The sequence below is a fragment of the Photobacterium sp. AWH4_225 genome, from assembly GCF_056158405.1.
The window spans coordinates 2,824,842-2,843,848 of record NZ_JBSWTF010000001.1; the positions used below are offsets into that span (position 1 = coordinate 2,824,842).

The window sequence follows — 19,007 nt, forward strand, 5'->3', positions numbered from 1 at the left end:
ACCTTTAAGCCGGCTGCCCTTAGCGGCTCAAGAATTTAATATGGATAAACAATTACAACGCGATTTAACCAAATGGTTGAAATCACAGAGTAAGCTTGCCAAGCGCTGGCTCATGCTCAGTGTCGGCCTGGGGTTCTTGTCGGGGTTGCTACTCGTTGGCCAAGCGGCTTTGCTTGCCCATATCCTGCACCAACTCATTATTGAACACACAGATAAATACCAGCTGGTTTCTAGTTTCGTCGGCCTGTTCGTCGTCGTCGGCCTGCGTGCAGCCTGTAGCTGGGGCCGCGAGATTTTTGGCTACCGCTGCGGCGAGCAAATCCGGCTACATATCCGCCAGCTGATCCTGCAACGCTTACAACAGTTAGGCCCGGCCTATATCAAAGGCAAGCCTGCAGGCGTCTGGGCCAGCCTGGTACTTGAGCAGGTAGAGGAGATGCAAGACTTCTTCTCCCGCTATATCCCACAGATGTCGATTGCGGTACTGGTTCCTTTGGTGATCCTGTTTGCCGTTTTCCCGCTGAACTGGGCTGCCGGTCTGATCTTCCTCATCACCGCACCGCTGGTTCCTATGTTTATGGCACTGGTCGGCCTGGGTGCTGCTGATGCCAACCGCCGTAACTTCAAGGCTCTGCAACGCCTGTCCGGTCACTTCTATGACCGCCTGCAAGGCCTGTCGACCCTGCGTTTGTTCAACCGCGCTGAAGCCGAAGCAGAAAACCTTCACGCCGCTTCCCATGTATTGCGCAAGCGCACTATGGAAGTATTGCGTATGGCCTTCCTGTCATCGGCAGTATTGGAGTTCTTCTCGGCAATCTCAGTCGCAATCGTGGCGGTTTACTTTGGTTTCTCATTCATTGGTGAGCTGAATTTCGGCCACTACGGCGTACCTATCAGCCTGTTTACCGGTCTGTTCATCTTGGTACTGGCACCGGAGTTCTACCAGCCACTGCGCGATTTGGGTACCTTTTACCATGCCAAAGCACAAGCAATCGGTGCGGCGGAGTCCATTGTTGAGTTTCTCGATAGCGAAGTCGATGGTATGAGCCAAGGCCAAACCAACCTAGACTCGCCGGAGACTATCTCCATCAGTGCCGAGCAGTTGGAAGTACTGAGCCCGCAAGGCCAAGTCTTGGCAGGCCCACTGAACTTCACTATCAATGCCCATGAGCAAGTGGCACTAGTTGGCCCAAGCGGTGCCGGTAAAACCAGTCTGCTTAATGCCCTATTGGGTTTCCTACCTTACCGTGGCAGTTTGAAAATCAACGGTACTGAGCTTAGCGAGCTTGACCATAGCCAATGGCGCCAGGCAATCAGCTGGGTGGGACAAAATCCACTGCTGCTGCACGGCACAGTCCGCGACAACATCACGCTGGGCAATCCTTTGGCAACCGACGAGCACATCAAGCAAGTCTCGCAGCAAGCCTATGCTGATGAATTTATCCAGCGTCTGGAGAAAGGTTACCAGCATCAGGTTGGAGACCGTTCCGGTGGTCTGTCAGTTGGCCAGGCGCAGCGTATCGCCGTCGCCCGTGCCATGCTGCAAAGTGGTGCCTTCTGGATCCTGGATGAGCCAACAGCCAGCCTTGATGCCAACTCTGAACATTTGGTACTAGAAAGTTTGAAAAATGCGGTTAATGGCCAAACCACCCTAATGGTCAGCCACCGCCTAGATCAACTAGCCGCCATGGACCGTGTCTTGGTGATGGAAAATGGTAAGTTGGTCCAGAATGGTCCTTTCGAACAGATCCGCCAGCAAGGCCTGCTGGCTGATATGCTAGCCCATACCGACAAGAGGGATCTCGATGCGTGATTTAATCCCTTATCTCAAGCTATACCGTAAACACTGGTTTGGTCTAACACTGGGTATGCTGTTGGGGTTAGGTACCCTACTGGCTGCCATGAGCCTATTGACCCTATCAGGCTGGTTTATTGCCGCTTCTGCGGTAGCTGGCCTGACAATTGCCCGCGAAACCTTCAACTACATGTTGCCGGGTGCTGGCGTGCGTGGCTTCTCAATTGCCCGAACCGCAGGACGCTGGGGTGAGCGTGTGGTCAGCCACAATGCGACCTTCAAGCTGTTGGCGGATTTACGCTTGTTCTTCTTCCGCAAGCTGACACCGTTGATCCCGGGTCGCCAGACCAACTTGCGTGATGCTGACCTGCTTAATCGCTTGGTGGCTGATGTTGATGCTATGGACCACGTCTACCTGCGCCTTGTCAGCCCATTACTGATTGGCATTATTGGCCTGTTGGCAATTACCGGTTTCTTGGCTTGGTTCGACCCAACAATCGGCCTGACTTTGGGTGCCATTTTGCTTTCCCTGATGTTGATCCTACCGATCATCTTCTATCGCCTGGGTAAAGCCAACGGTGAAACCCTGACTATGGCCAAGGCCAACTACCGGGTGAAGATGCTCGATTGGATCCAGGGCAATGCCGAACTATTACTGTTCAATGCCGAGGACCGCTACTATCAAGCTGCCCTTGATGAGCAACAATCACTACTGAATGCCCAGCGCAAGATGGCTAACCTGACCGGCCTTGCCAATGCCATCTTAATGGCGGCAACCGGTTGGACTCTGGTGTTGATCACCTGGATGGCTGCCGATGGTATTGCGGGCCAAGCACCGGACCCATTTGTGGCTATGGTGGCTTTCGCAACCATGGCCAGCTTCGAGTTGATGATGCCTGTAGCTGGCGCATTCCAGTATCTAGGTCAAACCCTGACGTCAGCCCGCCGCCTCAATGAAATCATTGAAGCAACGCCAGATACCCCGTTTGATGCCAACGGCCATAGTGCCGAGGCAAAAGGGGCGCTGGATATCCAGAACATCAGCTACACCTACTACGGTAGTGATGAGCCGGTACTGAAGAATATCTCTTTGACTATCGGTGCTGGTGAGAAGGTTGCGTTACTTGGCAGAACGGGCTGTGGTAAGTCGACCTTATTGCAGCTCATCACCCGTAACTGGGATCCGCAGCAAGGGCAGATCACCCTCGATGGTGTCTCGCTACCACAGTGGCAGGAAGCTCCTTTGCGCAAGGCCATTACTGTCGTCAGCCAGCGCGTTGATGTTTTCAACGGTTCCCTACGAGAAAACCTGCTGCTTGCCAAACCAGCTGGATCTGATGAGGAATTCTGCGAAGTGCTTGAGAAAGTTGGCCTTGAAGCCCTGCTGGAAGGCAAAGGTTTGGATACATGGCTCGGCGAAGGTGGCCGCCAGATTTCTGGTGGTGAACGCCGCCGTATAGGTATCGCCCGTGCGCTGCTGCATGATGCGCCAATCCTATTGATGGATGAGCCGACCGAAGGTCTTGATCGCCGTACCGAGCAGCAGATCATGAGCTTGTTGCTGGAACACGCCAAAGACAAGACGGTACTGTTCATTACCCACCGACTGGTTGGCCTAGAGCAAATGGATCACATCTGCTTGATGGATGAAGGCGAGATCATCGAGCAAGGCAAGCACCAAGCCCTGCTGGGCCAAAATGGTCGCTACACCGAGCTTTGGCAGCGTATCTAGCCATTACTTGGCATTGGATATGCCTATAACCAAAACGAGAGCCACTTGGCTCTCGTTTTTTGTTTGCGACATGACTCATCGATAGCTTGGAATTAAATCGGCATCGTCCAGTCTTCATTGATACAAGCGGTCAGAATATGGTCTTCCCACTTACCGTTGATCAGCAAATAGTCCTTCGCCTCTCCCTCAATCTCAAAACCGCATTTTTCCAGTACCGCAGCACTCTTGGCATTGCGCGGCATATAAGCCGCCATAATACGGTGGAAACTCTGATCCTCGAACATCCAGCGGTTGGCAGCAGCCAGCGATCTGCTCATTAAGCCCTGCCCCTGGCAATCCTGATCCAGCGAATAACCAACATGGCAAGCATGGAATGGATGCCGTACGAGGTTACTGTAATTGACCACACCGCATATCTCGTCACTGCCTTTTTGTTGGATCACAAAGTAGTAAGCCATTTTATGCTTGTGTAACTGCATCAGTTGCTCAAGGCGACGATGCCACCCGGTTTCGGTAAAAAAAGCTTCTTCACGCAACGGCTCCCAAGGCTGAAGGAACGCCCTGTTACGTTGGTAGTATGCGGTAATGGCCGCCACATCTTTGGTGGTAATAAGCCGGACAGTCGCATCGCCAATATCGATTGACGTTGCCCGGCTGATAATAGAATGAAACAACAGCACATCATCCTTATGCTACATGCGATGTTGAAACGTTAGCACAGCCAATCAACGATGAATACACCCGGACGATAAACTTATTTCAGGACAAAGATTTGCCCCTATGTTTGAGCTATCATTGTGATAGCCGCGCCGCGTTTGACGCTAACCAACACAGTGATGATTATGTATTACGACCACCTTGATACGGTATTGGGAAAGATATACTTATTAGCAGACGAGCAGGGATTAAGACAACTAACTATCGCCAGTGGCGGATTTTCTCCCGACAGCAACTGGGAACATGACCCGGACTTCATGGCTCCTTATATCATCCAGCTAGCTGAATACCTCGACGGAAAAAGAAAACAATTCACCATTCCCCTCGCACCTCCCGGTACCGACTTCCAGCAACAAGTGTGGCAAGCCATTAGCGAAATTCCCTACAACAGCCATCGCTCTTACCAACAAATCGCCACCCACATCGAGCATTCGACTGCCGTCCTCGCCATCGGCATGGCCAAAAACGTCAACCCTATCCCGATTATCATCCCGTGCCACCGAGTCGCCACCGAAGTAGAAGCGCAGCAAAGCTGCCGCTATGGCCAAGACCTGATCTGCCAGCTTAGAGAGCTGGAGCAAGGGAAGCTGAAGTTGTTGAAGTAATTGAGTGGTTCTGTGGTTCTGTGGTTCTGTGGTTCTGTGGTTCTGTGGTTCTGTGGTTCTGTGGTTCTGTGGTTCTGTGGTTCTGTGGTTCTGTGGTTCTGTGGGGATACTCCCCGAGCGAAACTTCACGGTCAAGCTATGATTCTAAATCAAATATCCATATAAGAATCAAAGCCTACTACTTAAAAACGGCAGTGTTGCTAATTTCCAGAATTCCGCTTTTACCCCATAGAACCTTAGTGCCATAGCACCACATTGCCGCTCTTCAAACCATAGGACCTCAGTACCATAGGACCTAAAAAAGACAAAGGAAGCACTCAGGCTCCCTTTGACATTATATCAATTACTAAATCGGCAACTTAGTGTTTTCCGATCCCATACTCACGTAGCTTATTAGCAACGGCGGTGTGCGAGACACCTAACCTTTTCGCCAGCTTACGGGTTGACGGGTAGCTACGGTAGAGGCTGTTGAGGATCCCCGACTCATAGCGCTTCATGATTTCATCCAGCGAGCCATCCAAGGTTTCCTCGCTGATCACCGTTGCCGACTCGTTTTCCGGCAACTGGATATCATCCACGCTGATTTCCGTCCCCTCCAGCTGCGTCATCGCGCGGAACAGGACATTGCGCAGTTGGCGAATATTACCCGGCCACGCATACTGACTCAGATACTGGGCGACCTCTGGCGAGATAGACGGCTTAGGCTGCTGCAACTCCTGGGCAAACTGGCTCAGGAACAGATCAGCGAGAGGCACAATATCAGCGGTTCGCTCGCGAAGCGGCGGTACGTTCAACGCCAGAACATTGAGGCGATAGTAGAGATCTTCCCTAAATTGCCCTGTCGCGACCAGTTCAGGTAACTTCTTCTGGGTCGAGCAAATCACCCGCACATCAACCTTCATTTCCTTCTCTTCGCCGACACGACGGAATGTACCGTCCTGTAGGAAGCGAAGCAGTTTGATTTGCAGATGTTCGGACATCTCGCCTACTTCGTACAGGAAGGCGATACCACCATCGGCCTGCTCGAAGATACCTTTCTTACCCGGCTCGGTGGCTGTTGCGGCCATACCGAACAGTTCAGTTTCTGCCGCGTTGTCTGGCATCGACATACAGTTAACCAGCAAGAACGGGTTATCGCGGCGCAGCGAGCGTTGATGACAGGCTCGCGCCAGCATTTCCTTACCCGTACCGGTTTCACCCTGGATAAGCAGCGGTGCATCCAGCATCGCCAGCTTCTTGGCCTGGGAAACCAACTGCTTGAAGCGAGATGACTGGCCCACGAGGTGCTCGAAACCGTTATCGCCGCTGAGCTGGCGCATCGCCAATGGCATCTTGGCTTCCGATAGGGATTTCAGCAAGATAACCGCACTGGCCAGTACCTGCTCCTCGGTCTCGTCGGTGACATACACCGGCATGATTTCCATCATGTAATCAAGGCCGGACAACACCACCAGTTCACTGCGACGGCTCGCCTTCTCTTTCTCGAGCCAATTGTGAATATTGAAACCAACAAAGGTCTGAATATGTTCACCGACAATCTCTTCTCGGCTTTTGCCAAGCAGTACCTCTGCAGCATCATTGGCGAGGTCAATCTTGCCTTGCAAGCTAACAGAGAAAAACGGATCAGGTAAGGCTTCCAGCAATGCTTTTAGTTCTTTATGTTCACGCTCACTCGGCATGAACTGGATCTTTCTGACATCTGTTACCCCGTCCAATTGGCGGATCTGCGACATCAACTGGCTGAACTGCTCGAATTCAATTTCAGGGCAATTCAGGTAAATAATCCCAACCCGGTCAATTTCAATGCCCCGCAAGTCAATTTGCCGGCTCGCAAGGATATCCAGCAACTCTCGGGTCATGCCAAGTCGGTCTTCACAAAAGACTTGTAGCCTCATATTTATTATCTTCCAAGGTGTCAGGAATTGTTGACACAAGAAGTTTGCGCTTTACCCGTAGTGGAGTCAAGTCATTGACGTCCGTACCTGAGAGGTTGCGCACTATCAATCCATCGCCAGAAAAATAAAGGCCCGTAATGGGCCTTCATGTTTTATCTTCGTCTTAGTCTTGGCGTTCCTTATGGGTCAACCTGCTCAACAGATCCTTGCGGATTTCACTCAGTTTAGGCTGCTGCTCAGGCTGCCACGGCATTGGCCGCATTAAGCTGATCGCCTTGAGCCCCAAACGGCCAGTCAACAAACCTACCCCGACACCTTGCGCAACCCGGGTAGACATTCTTCCCGCCAAGTCCATCGACAGCATATCCATTCCGCTATCGGCAATCACCTCACTGGCACCGGCTACAGCCATGTTGGCCAACACCAGTTTCACCAATTTGATCCGCGACCAATAACCCAGCTCAACGCCATACACTTTGGAGATCTGGTCAATCAAGCGGAAGTTACGCCAGGCCACCAGCAGCATATCAGCCAAGGCAAGTGGGCTGACCGCGACCATCACAGCGGCTTCGCTGGCGTACTTCGCCACCAATTTACGTGCAAGCTTATCTTGCTGGCCCAATACCATACGGTCGTATAGTTGCATCACTTCACGGTCATTATGGGTGGCCGCCAAAGAGCTGAGCCACTTGTCATAGCCAGCATGCTCCTCCATGATCTTGCCCTGTTTCGCCAGCTTGGTACAAAACGCCTTGGCCTGGCCGATACCGTCAGCTTCGAGCAATGCCTGCGCCTGTTCGCGCTCGCTCTGGCGCTGCTTTAAGCGGCGAAGGCTCAGTAGCTCACGGCCCAGCGCGGTAATACCGGCGCCGGCAATACCGGCAACAATCACACTCCAACCAAGGGCCAACCAGTCCCCCCCCTGATAGGCCGTCACGACGTAATCTACCGTCTGCCAGCCCACCATTGCAGCACCTGCGACCAACAAACCCTTTAGCCAACCTGCGCGGCGTTTAGGCTTGCCACGCAGTGCCCTATCGAGTTCAACTTCGACCTCGGCTTGGTCGTTGTCTGTCGCCTCTGGCAAAAAGCTCTTTTCCTGCTCGGCAAACTGGAGCTGGGAGGTCAACTCTACTTCGGCGGAAGCCGGCTCGGGTTTGACCGGTTCATCAAAGACAATTTTACTTTTCAGCGGCTCACTCATTGCAGTTTGTCCCCTAGCAGATACTCCATCGCCTTATCCATTCGGATATGCGGCAATGGCTCGTCGCTTTGCATTTCAAGCGGACGGAAATTAATAAAATCAAAGCCTGACTGCTGCCAAAAGGCATCATTCGGCAATCGGCGCGGTACTTCACCGGGAAACAAGGTTTTGGCTTGCCCGTCAAGCTGATGCCCCCTCAGTGCGGGAACCTGACGGCCATGGTAGTCAACAAAGCCCGGCTCGGTGGCCTGAATTGACGACAGACTGACACAATCCATCTTGATCCCCTCGAACGACGCGGTCTGCCATGCTTCGTTCACCAGTTGCTGCAGCAAACTGACTAGGTTGGGGTGCTGCTCCGGCGTAACATGATCTGCCTTGGTCGCGGCAAACAGCACCTTATCTATTCGTGGCGAGAACAGACGCTTTAGCATCGAGCTGCGGCCGTAACGGAAGCTCTGCATTAACTGATCCAGAGCCTGACGCATATCATTGAAAGACTCAGGCCCGGCATTGAGCGGCTGCAAGCAGTCAACCAGGATGATCTGGCGGTCAAACTTGGAAAAATGCTCTTTATAAAATGCCTTCACCACGTGCTGCTGATAATAGCGGTAGCGGCTCTTTAGCATACCGAGGTTGGTTTCATCACTGGCATCATTCCACTGTTGCTCAGTGATTTTCTCCAGCCAAACCATAGGGAAGAACTGCAGTACCGGTGCACCAGCCAGTTCGCCCGGCAATACAAAACGCCCCGGCTGTACCCAATGCAGGCCACCTTCGGCTTTGCACTTGTACAAGTACTCGGTAAATCGCGCCGAGATACGCTCTATCATCGGCTCATCAGCCGGTGCCAGAGGATCAAACTCCTCGGCCATCACCAGCCAATCAGCTGCAAGCTCGGCACGCTTGCCTTTCAAGATTTGGGCTTGCTGGCGCGACCACGCCATAAAGTCCAATTCCAGCAGTGGCAAATCCAATAGCCACTCACCAGGGTAATCAACAATATCTAGATACAAGGTGGCAGTATCTTGCAGCAGCTTCATCGGCCCACGCTGCGGCTTGTAGCGCAGGGCCAAGCGGGTCTGGCTAACATCTCGGGTCGGCTCGGGCCAGCTTGGCGGTGCCGATAACAAAGCGCCCATGCCCTCTTCATAGGCAAACTTCGGCACATGCATATCAATTTGCGGCACCCGCTTGGCGCCCAATAGCTGATCATCCCTGACAGCGGTGAAAAGTGGCAACCTTGGATTGGTGCTCACATGCATAAGCTGATTGACCAGTGAAGTAATGAAAGCAGTCTTACCCGCCCGGGACAGGCCCGTCACCGCCAAACGGACATGGCGGTCTAAACTCCGGTTCACCAGTTTGTTCAATCCATTGCTAAATCGATTCATAAACTTTCCTGAAAAAATTCACTCACAGCACGAAACGGCCCATAACTAAAATATACGCTGGCCGGTATTAACCCTTGATGAACCATCACGTTCACCTATCACCGGGTACAAACTCTTTGTTTATAAAAAGAAAATGTTCCTTGCCGGAAAAAGAAAAGCAGGCGATTGCCTGCTTTCGTGCGTACCTGCCCGCTAGAGGTTGCGGAACTCGCGATCCACCTTAAAGGCCGAGGAAGTGACATAGGACTCCATATCTCGCAGTTCCTGCTCTATTTTGTCGAGTTCGACTTCGACATTCTGCAGAATTTGCCCTGCAGGTTTTCCTGCTTGCCAGGGCTTCTGCTTGACATGATGCTCGCGGAAGATGGTCTGTTGCTGGCTCCGCTCTTCCGGCATCTTTTCAAGGATGAAACAGGCTGCAATATAGGCCACGGTGACGAAGAAGCCTACCCCAAGTAAAAACGCTGACACAGTGAGGATCCTCACCAACCAGATTTCCATACCAAAGTATTCTGCAACACCGGCACAAACGCCACCTAACTTGCCGTTTTTCGGATCGCGATAGAGGGTTTTACTCATGATTTACGCCTCCACTGCGGCACTTCCGCATCCAGAATTCGCTCCAAGGTGACAATCCGCTCTTGCATCTGCTCTGCGCGAGCCACCAGCTCCTGCAGCTTCTGCTGGTCATCACCAGACAGCCCTTCACTTGCGTGCTTCTTGCTACGATAGTGGAGGATCAACCACAGCGGGGCAACAAAGATCATGAATACGACTAACGGCCAAACAATAAACCCCATAGACATTATTTTTCTCCTTTAATTCGCGCAGATTCAATTCATTAGATTGTCACAATAGCTACAGCCATCATAACAACCAATATCCATTAAGGTGAATTACTCTTTGTCCTTGAGGTTGGCTTTCATGCGCTCAAGCTCTTTTTCGATTTCGTCTTGTGCTTGCAGATCGGCAAACTCGTCTTGCAGATTCTTACCGCGACCGATGCTGTAGCTGTCAGCTTCTGCTTCCATCTCATCGATACGGCGTTCGTATTGCTCGAATTTTGATAGTGCTTCATCTACCTTGCCGGTATCCAGCTGGCGACGCACATCACGGCGGGTATCGGCAGCCTTGTGGCGCATTACCAACGCCTGCTGGCGAGCTCGGGTTTCCTGCAGCTTACGTTCTAACTCAGCCACTTCTGCCGCCAACTTTTCAATGGTTTCTTCCACCAGCTTATATTCTTCGTGCAAAGTCAGCGCAACATCGTTCAGCTTCTGCTTTTCAATCAAAGCGGCACGAGCAAGATCTTCACGGCCTTTCTGAATCGCCAGAGTGGCTTTTTCCTGCCAATCACGGCTTTGTGATTCGATAGCCTGAATACGACGCTGTAGCTCCTTCTTGTCAGCCAAAGCACGCGCTGAAGAAGTACGAACTTCTACCAGCGTGTCTTCCATCTCCTGGATGATAAGACGGATCATTTTCTGAGGATCTTCAGCCTTATCCAACAAAGAGTTGACGTTGGCGTTAACAATGTCAGCAAAGCGAGAAAAAATGCCCATAATTACATCTCCTAGATTTATTTGCGTTCGGTCCCATTACTGTGACTGCATCTACTATTACAACAAGCATGCCAACTTTTTGTCTTTTATATATCATGGAGTTACCTTTACACCTCGACAGCCCGCCTGCTAAGGTGTAACTAATTACGCCAACTATTAGCGAGATTAACCATGCGCAAAACAGATAATCTGATCGGCGAGTCAGAGGCTTTTCTCACGGTTCTGGATCAAACTTCCCGCCTTGCCCCACTGGATCGCCCTATCCTGATCATCGGTGAGCGGGGAACTGGTAAAGAGCTGATTGCCCAACGCCTGCATTATCTGTCCCGCCGCTGGGACCAACCACTGGTTTCACTTAACTGCGCGGCATTAAGCGAAGGCGTAATTGATTCGGAACTGTTCGGCCATGAAGCAGGCTCATTTACCGGCGCGAAAGGCCGTCACCAAGGGCGTTTTGAACGAGCAGAGAACGGCACTTTATTTCTCGATGAGTTGGCGACGGCGCCTATGGGTGTGCAGGAGAAACTGCTAAGGGTCATTGAATACGGCGAATACGAGCGAGTAGGCGGCAGCAAAACCTGCCAAGCCAATGTCCGCTTGATCTGCGCGACCAACGAAAACCTGCCGCAACTGGCTGCTGACGGAAAATTCCGCTCGGATTTACTCGACCGGCTGGCCTTCGACATCATCCACCTGCCTCCCCTCCGTGAGCGTCAGGAAGATATTCTGCCACTGGCTGAATACTACGCAGTGAAGATGTGCCGCGAGCTCAACTTCAGCTTTTTTGCCGGTTTCAGCCAACATGCTCAACAGCAACTGCAGAGCTACCCGTGGCCGGGCAATATCCGAGAGTTGAAAAATGTAGTGGAACGCTCGGTATTTCGCCATAGCCAGGAAGATGAGCCGGTCGATACCATCATCATCGACCCGTTCAGGCCACCTTGGGCACAAGATGATGAGCAACACACACTCGCAGACCAGTCAGAAACGAGTCCATTAAACGCGATAAGCAGCGCAGACTGGGCATTCCCCCTTGATTTCCGTCAGTGGCAACAAGATCAGGAGGTTGCCATATTGCAGCAGGCCCTTGAACAAGCACAGTTTAATCAACGCAAGGCCGCTGAATTACTCAGCTTGAGCTACCATCAACTGAGGGGGCTGCTGCGCAAATACCAACTGGTTGGCAACGAGTAAGCCCCACGCAAACACTATTACTGATAGGGCTGCGAGATATGCCGTCGGGCATAGAAGCACAATTTGCACACTTTCTGGCCATAAAGAGCCCAGAAATAACAGGTATTTTAGTGAGGTGGCTTGGTGACAGAGTGGGTTAATGGTAAATTTATAATCTTGTTTCCAAAAAATTTCCTTATCCTATGAGCGCCTATACTCGTCTTTTGCTTGTGTGCGTCAGCCTTGCCGGCCTGATTGGCTGTAGTGATGACCCGCAGCAGGATAGCGATATTCGCAGCCGCGGCTTCGTCTATTGCGGACAAGATAAGCCAACCACCTTTAATCCACAGTTAATCGACGGTGGATTGACGGCTGATACCTTGGCTGCGCAACTCTTCGATCGCCTGTTACTGCTTGATCCTGTCAGCCATCAACCACTGCCATCACTGGCCAATGGCTGGACTATCAGCGACGATGGCTTGGTGTATACCTTTACCCTGCGAGAAGGAATCGAGTTTCAGACAACCGATTGGTTTACACCGACGCGCCAGTTCAATGCTCAGGATGTAGTGTTTAGCTTTAAGCGAGTCATCAAGCCTGATCACCCTTTTCATTCGGTATCCGGCGGTCGCTACCCGTGGTTTGACAGCCAGGGCTTTGCTAACCTGATTGAAGATATCGAGGTGGTTGACCCGCTTACGGTAAGATTTACCCTCAGCCGACCTGATAACGCCTTTTTGTCCAACTTAGCGACAACCTACGCAGTTATCCACTCGCAGGAGTACGCCGAGCAGACCCTACGTGCCGGCAAACCCGATCAATTGGACTCTCTTCCTGTCGGTACCGGGCCGTTTTATCTCGACAGCTACCAAGCCAATGACTTTGTCCGCCTAAACCGCCATGAAGGCTACTGGCTGGGCGCCGCGCCGATGGAGCAGGTGGTGTTCGATATTGCCAGCCGCGGTACCGGAACACTGGCTAAATTGCTGAGCAATGAGTGTGATGTATTGTCATCGCCGGTCGCCAGCCAGCTGCCTATCATCAGTGCTGACGATGACTTCAACCTCAATGCCCAAACCGGCATGAATGTGGCTTTCTTGGCACTGGATAACAACCAGCCAGAGCTCAGCGATGTCCGGGTCCGCAAGGCGATCAACCATGCCATTAACCGTGAGAACCTGCTCAATTCGGTTTACTACGGAACAGGCACCAAGGCCCGCAGTATCCTGCCGCCGATGTCCTGGGCCTATAACCACGGCAGCCAGGCGCTGGACTATGACCCGGTTAAAGCCCGTACCTTGCTCAAAGAAGCTGGTTTTGAGAAGAACCTCAGCCTGACCCTATGGGTACCGCTTGAGCCTCGCCCGTATAACCCGAGCCCGAGAAAAACCGCTGAGTTAATCCAAGCCGATCTCAATGCGGTCGGCGTCAAGGTCGACATTATTACCCAAGATACAGTCAATCGCTTCAGTGCCATCGACAAATTCAACAGTGATTTAATCCTGACCGGCTGGGTAGCAGACAACGGCGATCCGGATAACTTCCTGCGCCCGCTGCTCTCTTGCGATGCCAAGCAAGCCGGCCTGAATGTAGCGAACTGGTGCAACCTCAGCTTTGATAACCTGCTGGAGCTGGCCTCTCGCACCCCGAAACTTAACCAGCGCCTCAATTACTACCACCTTGCCCAAGATATCTTGGACACCGAGGTACCGATTGTCCCGCTGGCCCATGGCGTCCACTTCCAGGTCCATCACCGCTCCCTTGAGGGATTGCAGATGAGCCCATTTGGCACCCGCTCCTTCTCGACAGTCTTCCGCCGGAGCGAGATCTAATATGTTTATCTATACCATCCGTAGGCTAAACCTTTTCCTGATCACCCTGCTGATCTTAACCTTGATCGGCTACAGCATCTTGCGCCTCGATAGTGCATCACTCTGGAGTACCCAACCCTTTTTCTCCGGTTGGGCTATCTATCTCGACAACCTGATATCAGGTCACTTGGGGCTGAACCTCCAGGGCGAGCCTATCGTCAACGAGGTCATGGCAGTCTTTCCGGCCACCCTTGAACTGAGCTTCTTCGCCTTTGTGCTATCACTGATCATCGGTATCCCTGTTGGTACCCTTGCCGGTGTCAAGCGCGGTAAGTACATTGATACCGCCATCTCATCGATTACTCTGGTCGGCTACTCTATCCCGCTGTTCTGGCTGGCAATGCTGCTGATCATGCTGTTCTCGTTGGAGCTAGGCTGGCTACCTGTATCTGGTCGCTACAGCCTACTGTATGAAATTGACCACGTTACCGGTGTAGCACTTATCGATGTGATGCTGTCTGACAAGCCGTACCGTGCAGAAGCCTTGATGGATACCATCAGGCACTTGGTGTTACCAACTGTTGTGCTAGCAATGGCACCGACCACCGAAGTGATCCGCCTGACCCGAGCCTCGGTATCGGACGTCATGGAGCAGAACTTTATCAAGGTGGCGCAAACCAAAGGCCTGTCGATGTTTGAAATCATCACCCGCCATGTACTGAGAAACGCCATTCCGCCGATTATCCCGAAACTGGGTATGCAATTTTCGACCATGATGACCTTCGCCATGCTGACTGAGTCTATTTTCAACTGGCCGGGGATCGGGCGCTGGTTGCTCGATGCCATCTCAACCCAGAACTATGTCGCTATCCAGGCCGGTGTGATCACCGTCGGTAGCTTTATTCTGATTGCCAACATCCTGTCTGACTTGGCCGGTGCCTTTGTCAATCCACTGGTTCGCAAGGAATGGTATGCTATCAAATAACATCTATCAGGAGACTAAGATCCCGACCCAGCTCGAGCGAGCTTGGCAAAATTTCAGAAACAACTCCCTAGCCATGTTTGGCCTGTGGTGTTTGGTGCTACTCACCCTGATCACGCTACTGGCCCCTTGGCTGACACCTTATGATTCGTTCAGCCAGGTCGGCGAACTTCTGATGCCACCGTCATGGGATACTGCAGGTAAAGTCGAATACTTCTTCGGTACCGACGATCTCGGCCGCGATATGCTCAGCCGCTTGCTGCTCGGCTCGCGCCTGACGTTTGGTTACGCAGTTTTAGTGGCGTTGGCATCGGCTGCCATCGGTATCCTGATCGGTGTGTTGGCTGGTATGACTCGAGGGTTGAAGTCCAGTTTCCTCAATCACGTGCTTGATACCGTGCTCTCTATTCCTTCCCTACTGCTGGCCATTATTGTTGTCGCGTACATGGGACCGGGAGAGACCAATATCTTGCTTGCTATCTGGTTAGCGTTGATCCCACGATTCATCCGTGCGGTCTACACGGCGGTACACAACGAGGTAGAAAAAGACTACATCATGGCCGCCCGCCTAGATGGCGCCAACGATTTCTACCTGCTGTACAACTCTATTTTACCCAATATCCTGACCGTGCTGACCAATGAGTTCACCCGGGCGATTTCCATCGCCATCCTCGATATTGCCGCACTGGGCTTCCTCGGCCTCGGTGCCCAAGCCCCGATGCCGGAATGGGGTGCGATGCTGGGCGACTCCATTGAACTGATTTACCTTGCACCATGGACCGTCACCTTACCGGGACTGGCCATTACATTCAGTGTTTTGGTAGTAAACTTAGTAGGAGAAGGACTCCGCCAAGCCATTAACGCGGGGATTGACTGATGCCACTATTAGATATTCGAAACCTGACTATTGAGATCGATACACCACAGGGCATGGTGAAAGCGGTAGACCGCATGAGCCTAACGATTAACGAAGGTGAGATCCGTGGTTTGGTAGGTGAATCCGGCTCGGGTAAAAGCCTAGTCGCCAAAGCCATTGCCGGGGTAACCAAGAGCAACTGGCGTGTGAGTGCCGATCGCCTCCGTCTGGGAGACATTGATCTGCTGACCCTGTCACCACGTGAACGTCGCCGCGTAGTCGGGCGCGAGATCGCAATGATTTTCCAGGAGCCGTCCTCCTGCCTTGATCCGTCAGAAAAAGTCGGTGAGCAATTGGAAGAAGCGATCCCGTCATCATCATTCGACGGTTATTTCTGGCAGCGCTTCCACTGGCGCCAGAAGCAGGCGATTGCCCTGCTGCACAAAGTAGGTATTAAAGATCACCGCCGCGTGATGCGCAGCTACCCTTACGAGCTGACCGACGGTGAGTGTCAGAAGGTCATGATCGCCATGGCCATTGCCAACCGCCCTCGCCTGCTTATTGCCGATGAGCCGACCAATGACCTTGACCCGATCACTCAGGCACAGATTTTCCGCCTGCTAAGCCGGATGAATCAGCTTGGCAATACTACGATTTTGTTGGTCAGTCACGATCTGACTACCGTCACCCAGTGGGCAGACAGGATCACCGTGATGTACTGTGGTCAATCCGTAGAGTCTGCGAATCGCCAGCAGCTGCTGGAGTCACCGCACCACCCGTATACCGAAGCATTATTGCGGGCTATGCCGGACTTCAACCTCGACAAGCTTGCCCACAAGAGCAAACTGGAAACTCTGCCGGGCTCTATCCCGCCACTGCAGCATTTGCCAATTGGCTGCCGATTGGGGCCTCGCTGTCCGCACGCCCAGCGAAAATGTGTCGAAGTACCGAAACGCAGAAAAATCAAGAATCACAAGTTCAGCTGCCACTTCCCTCTGAACATGGAGAGCAATACCAAATGAGTGCGTTACTTGAAGTCGAGAACCTGAAGAAAGACTACCACTACCGCTCAGGACTATTCCGCCGCCGAACTATTGAGGCCGTAAAACCGGTCTCATTCAGCCTAGAAGCAGGCGAAACTATTGCCTTTATGGGTGAAAACGGCTCGGGTAAATCAACCCTGGCACGTATGCTTGCTGGGGTGGTCGAGCCGACCGAAGGCGTTATCCGGGTAAACGGCGAGCCGCTGGCACATCGCGACTTTCAAACCCGCTGTAAGCTGATCAGGATGATCTTCCAAGATCCCAACACCTCGCTTAACCCTAGGATCCAAATCGGCAAGATCCTTGAGGGGCCGCTGAAGCGAAATACCAACATGACGCCGCAAGCCCGTGAGCGCCGGATCATGGAAACACTAAAACGAGTCGGTTTGCTGCCGGAGCATGCGTATTTCTATCCGCAAATGCTGGCTACCGGTCAGAAGCAACGTGTCTCGCTCGCCCGTGCACTTATCCTTCAACCTTGTATCATTGTCGCCGACGAAGCGCTGAATGGACTGGACATGTCGATGCGTTCGCAAATCCTCAACCTGTTGCTAGAGCTTCAGGAAGAGATGGGCCTGTCATATATCTACGTATCCCAGCATATGGGGGTGATTAAGCACTTCTCGGATAAAATCATTGTAATGCAGCATGGCGAAATTGTTGAGCAAGGTAAAACGGATGAGGTGTTCAACAGCCCGCAACATGCGTTAACCCAAAAGCTGCTTGATAGCCATTTCTCAGCACCGTCCCATGACCGAAGCAACCGGATCAGCCGGGCAACGCCAAAAATCGAGTGCTAACAAAGCAGGTAACATGAAAACGGGCGACATGCCCGTTTTTGTTACCTGTATACGCAATACCCCGCCCAACACCCTAGCTCCTCAAACCAGAAGCACAGCCAAACCACCCAGTAATACCGAACCAATGACGGGCAAGGCAACATACTTACGCAAGCCCTGCTCACCGATGAACCAAGCCATGCCCATTTTCACCAAGCTGTTAACGGCTGCGGCAATAAAGATCCCCATCGCAGCAAGGGCAAGCATCTCGCCACCGGCACTTTGTCTTCCTAGGGCCAGGGTGATGGCATCCACATCGGTGATCCCCGAAATCGCAGCCAGTGCCAGGGTACCGGTATCACCAAACCATTCTTGAAGACCATTGGCCAACAGAATAATCAACATCAAAATCAGGCCGAATCCAAGGGCAGACGTCAGTGCCAGCGGATTTTGCTTCATTTCAGGACTGGTTTGACCCTCAGCCTTGTTACGCTGCCATATCCACCAAGCTGGAAGGTAGAAGCCAAGCATCATCAGTAGCATAGGTAGCCACAGCAACTCAATCAGTTGCCGGTTAACCACCGAGCAGACGAACAAGATACGAGGAAACATGGTACCGCAGCTAAGCAAGATGCCACTAGCCAGCAACCCATTGAGCTGGGGCTGCTGTTTTGACAGGTGGGAGAATTGCAAAGTCAGTGCTGTCGATGAGCTAAGCCCCGCGAATAGGCATGTCAGCAGGATCCCCTTTTGCGCTCCACCGATTTTCATCGCGAAGTAGCCGACAAAAGAGATCCCGGCAATCAACACCACCATCCACCAAATCTCATAGGGGTTTATCGCTCCCCATGGCCCCATCGGCTCATTGGGCAACAGTGGCAGCATTACTACTGAGATAAGTAGCAAACGAAGCGCAGCATCAAGCTCATACTCCTGCAATCGTTGCAATGCATTGTGCAGCTCTTGTTTGTTGTCGAGGATAATTGCGGTGATCACCGCAGCAGAGATCGCCAGCGCAGGTTCCCCAACAATCGCCAACGCGCCGAGGAGGAAGGTAATTAAGGTGCCCACCAAGCCAGTGATACTAAGATTGGTTTGCCATTTGAGCCGTTGCGAGTAGGCGACAGTCAATACTATGGTCAGGGCAACAAACGATAAGCCCAGAAAAAGCTCAGAAAACAGTTCGGCCAGCAGGCCGCAAATCCCACCTAGCAAGCCAACCAGCGAATAGGTTCTGATCCCGGCAATGCGGCTCCCGGCCGCTTCGTTTCGATCAACCCAGCCTCGTTGGATACCTATGATGGCACCAAGCAACAAGGCGATGCCCAACCGGATATAGGGGGAAGTTAACGCAAGCTCCGAGTCCATGTCAGTGACCTCAATGACCCACACTTTTTAGTTTAGGTCTGTCTGTAAAAGGTAACTGCTTGGTTTGTCACGTTTTTGGTAGACATAAAAA

At 52.3% G+C, this 19,007-nt stretch carries 17 protein-coding genes; 9 read left to right on the forward strand and 8 right to left on the reverse strand.

The genetic code is table 11. From position 1 onward, the window contains the following. Nucleotides 1-40 precede the first annotated feature (40 nt). Together cydD and cydC are read left to right on the forward strand one after the other, a co-directional pair. A complete protein-coding gene (cydD, locus tag ACXAD4_RS13145; RefSeq protein WP_475241970.1) occupies nt 41-1,813 on the forward strand; it encodes a heme ABC transporter permease/ATP-binding protein CydD in 1,773 nt (590 codons plus the stop codon). Next, on the forward strand, nt 1,806-3,527 hold the full coding sequence (gene cydC, locus ACXAD4_RS13150; RefSeq protein WP_475241971.1) for a heme ABC transporter ATP-binding protein/permease CydC: 1,722 nt from the start codon (nt 1,806-1,808) through the stop codon (nt 3,525-3,527). The genes cydD and cydC overlap by 8 nt, the downstream gene beginning before the upstream one ends. 92 nt (nt 3,528-3,619) lie before the next feature. On the opposite strand, the gene rimJ is transcribed toward cydC, so the two are convergent. Next, nucleotides 3,620-4,201 (reverse strand): ribosomal protein S5-alanine N-acetyltransferase, encoded by a 582-nt coding sequence (rimJ, locus tag ACXAD4_RS13155; RefSeq protein ID WP_475241972.1) that lies wholly within the window; start codon nt 4,199-4,201, stop codon nt 3,620-3,622. Between the two features lie 123 nt (nt 4,202-4,324). Between rimJ and ACXAD4_RS13160 the strand changes: the two genes are divergently transcribed. Further along, nucleotides 4,325-4,849, forward strand: coding sequence for a methylated-DNA--[protein]-cysteine S-methyltransferase (locus ACXAD4_RS13160; RefSeq protein WP_475241974.1), 525 nt, complete (start codon nt 4,325-4,327; stop codon nt 4,847-4,849). Between the two features lie 359 nt (nt 4,850-5,208). Here the strand turns inward: ACXAD4_RS13160 and tyrR are convergent, their stop codons facing one another. The 6 genes from tyrR to pspA form a co-directional block, all read right to left on the reverse strand. Continuing rightward, nucleotides 5,209-6,744, reverse strand: coding sequence for a transcriptional regulator TyrR (gene tyrR, locus ACXAD4_RS13165; protein WP_317522145.1), 1,536 nt, complete (start codon nt 6,742-6,744; stop codon nt 5,209-5,211). A 163-nt stretch (nt 6,745-6,907) separates the two neighbouring features. Further along, on the reverse strand, nt 6,908-7,948 hold the full coding sequence (locus tag ACXAD4_RS13170; protein ID WP_475241975.1) for a YcjF family protein: 1,041 nt from the start codon (nt 7,946-7,948) through the stop codon (nt 6,908-6,910). After that, a complete protein-coding gene (locus ACXAD4_RS13175) occupies nt 7,945-9,342 on the reverse strand; it encodes a YcjX family GTP-binding protein (protein WP_475241977.1) in 1,398 nt (465 codons plus the stop codon). Before ACXAD4_RS13175 ends, ACXAD4_RS13170 begins: the two co-directional genes overlap by 4 nt. 192 nt (nt 9,343-9,534) lie before the next feature. Next, nucleotides 9,535-9,921 (reverse strand): envelope stress response membrane protein PspC, encoded by a 387-nt coding sequence (gene pspC, locus ACXAD4_RS13180; RefSeq protein ID WP_475241978.1) that lies wholly within the window; start codon nt 9,919-9,921, stop codon nt 9,535-9,537. Further along, nucleotides 9,918-10,148 carry an envelope stress response membrane protein PspB gene (gene pspB / locus ACXAD4_RS13185; protein ID WP_475241980.1) on the reverse strand — a complete coding sequence of 77 codons (231 nt, stop codon included), beginning with the start codon at nt 10,146-10,148 and terminating at the stop codon, nt 9,918-9,920. Before pspB ends, pspC begins: the two co-directional genes overlap by 4 nt. Nucleotides 10,149-10,238: 90 nt before the next feature. Next, nucleotides 10,239-10,904: a phage shock protein PspA gene (pspA, locus tag ACXAD4_RS13190; protein ID WP_317522150.1), complete on the reverse strand. Its 666-nt coding sequence runs from the start codon at nt 10,902-10,904 to the stop codon at nt 10,239-10,241. Between the two features lie 171 nt (nt 10,905-11,075). On the opposite strand from pspA, the gene pspF reads away from it, so the two are divergent. The 6 genes from pspF to ACXAD4_RS13220 all read left to right on the forward strand — a co-directional run bounded on the left by pspF (nt 11,076) and on the right by ACXAD4_RS13220 (nt 17,569). Further along, on the forward strand, nt 11,076-12,098 hold the full coding sequence (gene pspF, locus ACXAD4_RS13195; protein ID WP_475241981.1) for a phage shock protein operon transcriptional activator: 1,023 nt from the start codon (nt 11,076-11,078) through the stop codon (nt 12,096-12,098). 182 nt (nt 12,099-12,280) lie between these two features. Further along, entirely contained in the window at nt 12,281-13,909 is a 1,629-nt protein-coding gene (sapA, locus tag ACXAD4_RS13200; RefSeq protein WP_475241982.1) for an ABC transporter substrate-binding protein SapA, read from the forward strand. 1 nt (nt 13,910) lies between these two features. Continuing rightward, complete coding sequence (locus ACXAD4_RS13205; protein ID WP_475241984.1) at nt 13,911-14,873, forward strand: ABC transporter permease; 963 nt, start codon at nt 13,911-13,913, stop codon at nt 14,871-14,873. Then, nucleotides 14,860-15,747 carry a putrescine export ABC transporter permease SapC gene (gene sapC, locus ACXAD4_RS13210; RefSeq protein WP_317522154.1) on the forward strand — a complete coding sequence of 296 codons (888 nt, stop codon included), beginning with the start codon at nt 14,860-14,862 and terminating at the stop codon, nt 15,745-15,747. The genes ACXAD4_RS13205 and sapC overlap by 14 nt, the downstream gene beginning before the upstream one ends. Beyond that, nucleotides 15,747-16,748 carry a peptide ABC transporter ATP-binding protein gene (locus ACXAD4_RS13215; protein WP_107299216.1) on the forward strand — a complete coding sequence of 334 codons (1,002 nt, stop codon included), beginning with the start codon at nt 15,747-15,749 and terminating at the stop codon, nt 16,746-16,748. Before sapC ends, ACXAD4_RS13215 begins: the two co-directional genes overlap by 1 nt. Continuing rightward, on the forward strand, nt 16,745-17,569 hold the full coding sequence (locus tag ACXAD4_RS13220) for a peptide ABC transporter ATP-binding protein (protein ID WP_475241986.1): 825 nt from the start codon (nt 16,745-16,747) through the stop codon (nt 17,567-17,569). The genes ACXAD4_RS13215 and ACXAD4_RS13220 overlap by 4 nt, the downstream gene beginning before the upstream one ends. An 81-nt stretch (nt 17,570-17,650) precedes the next feature. Here ACXAD4_RS13220 and ACXAD4_RS13225 read toward each other — a convergent pair whose 3' ends face one another. After that, complete coding sequence (locus ACXAD4_RS13225; RefSeq protein WP_475241987.1) at nt 17,651-18,916, reverse strand: MgtC/SapB family protein; 1,266 nt, start codon at nt 18,914-18,916, stop codon at nt 17,651-17,653. Nucleotides 18,917-19,007: the final 91 nt, after the last annotated feature.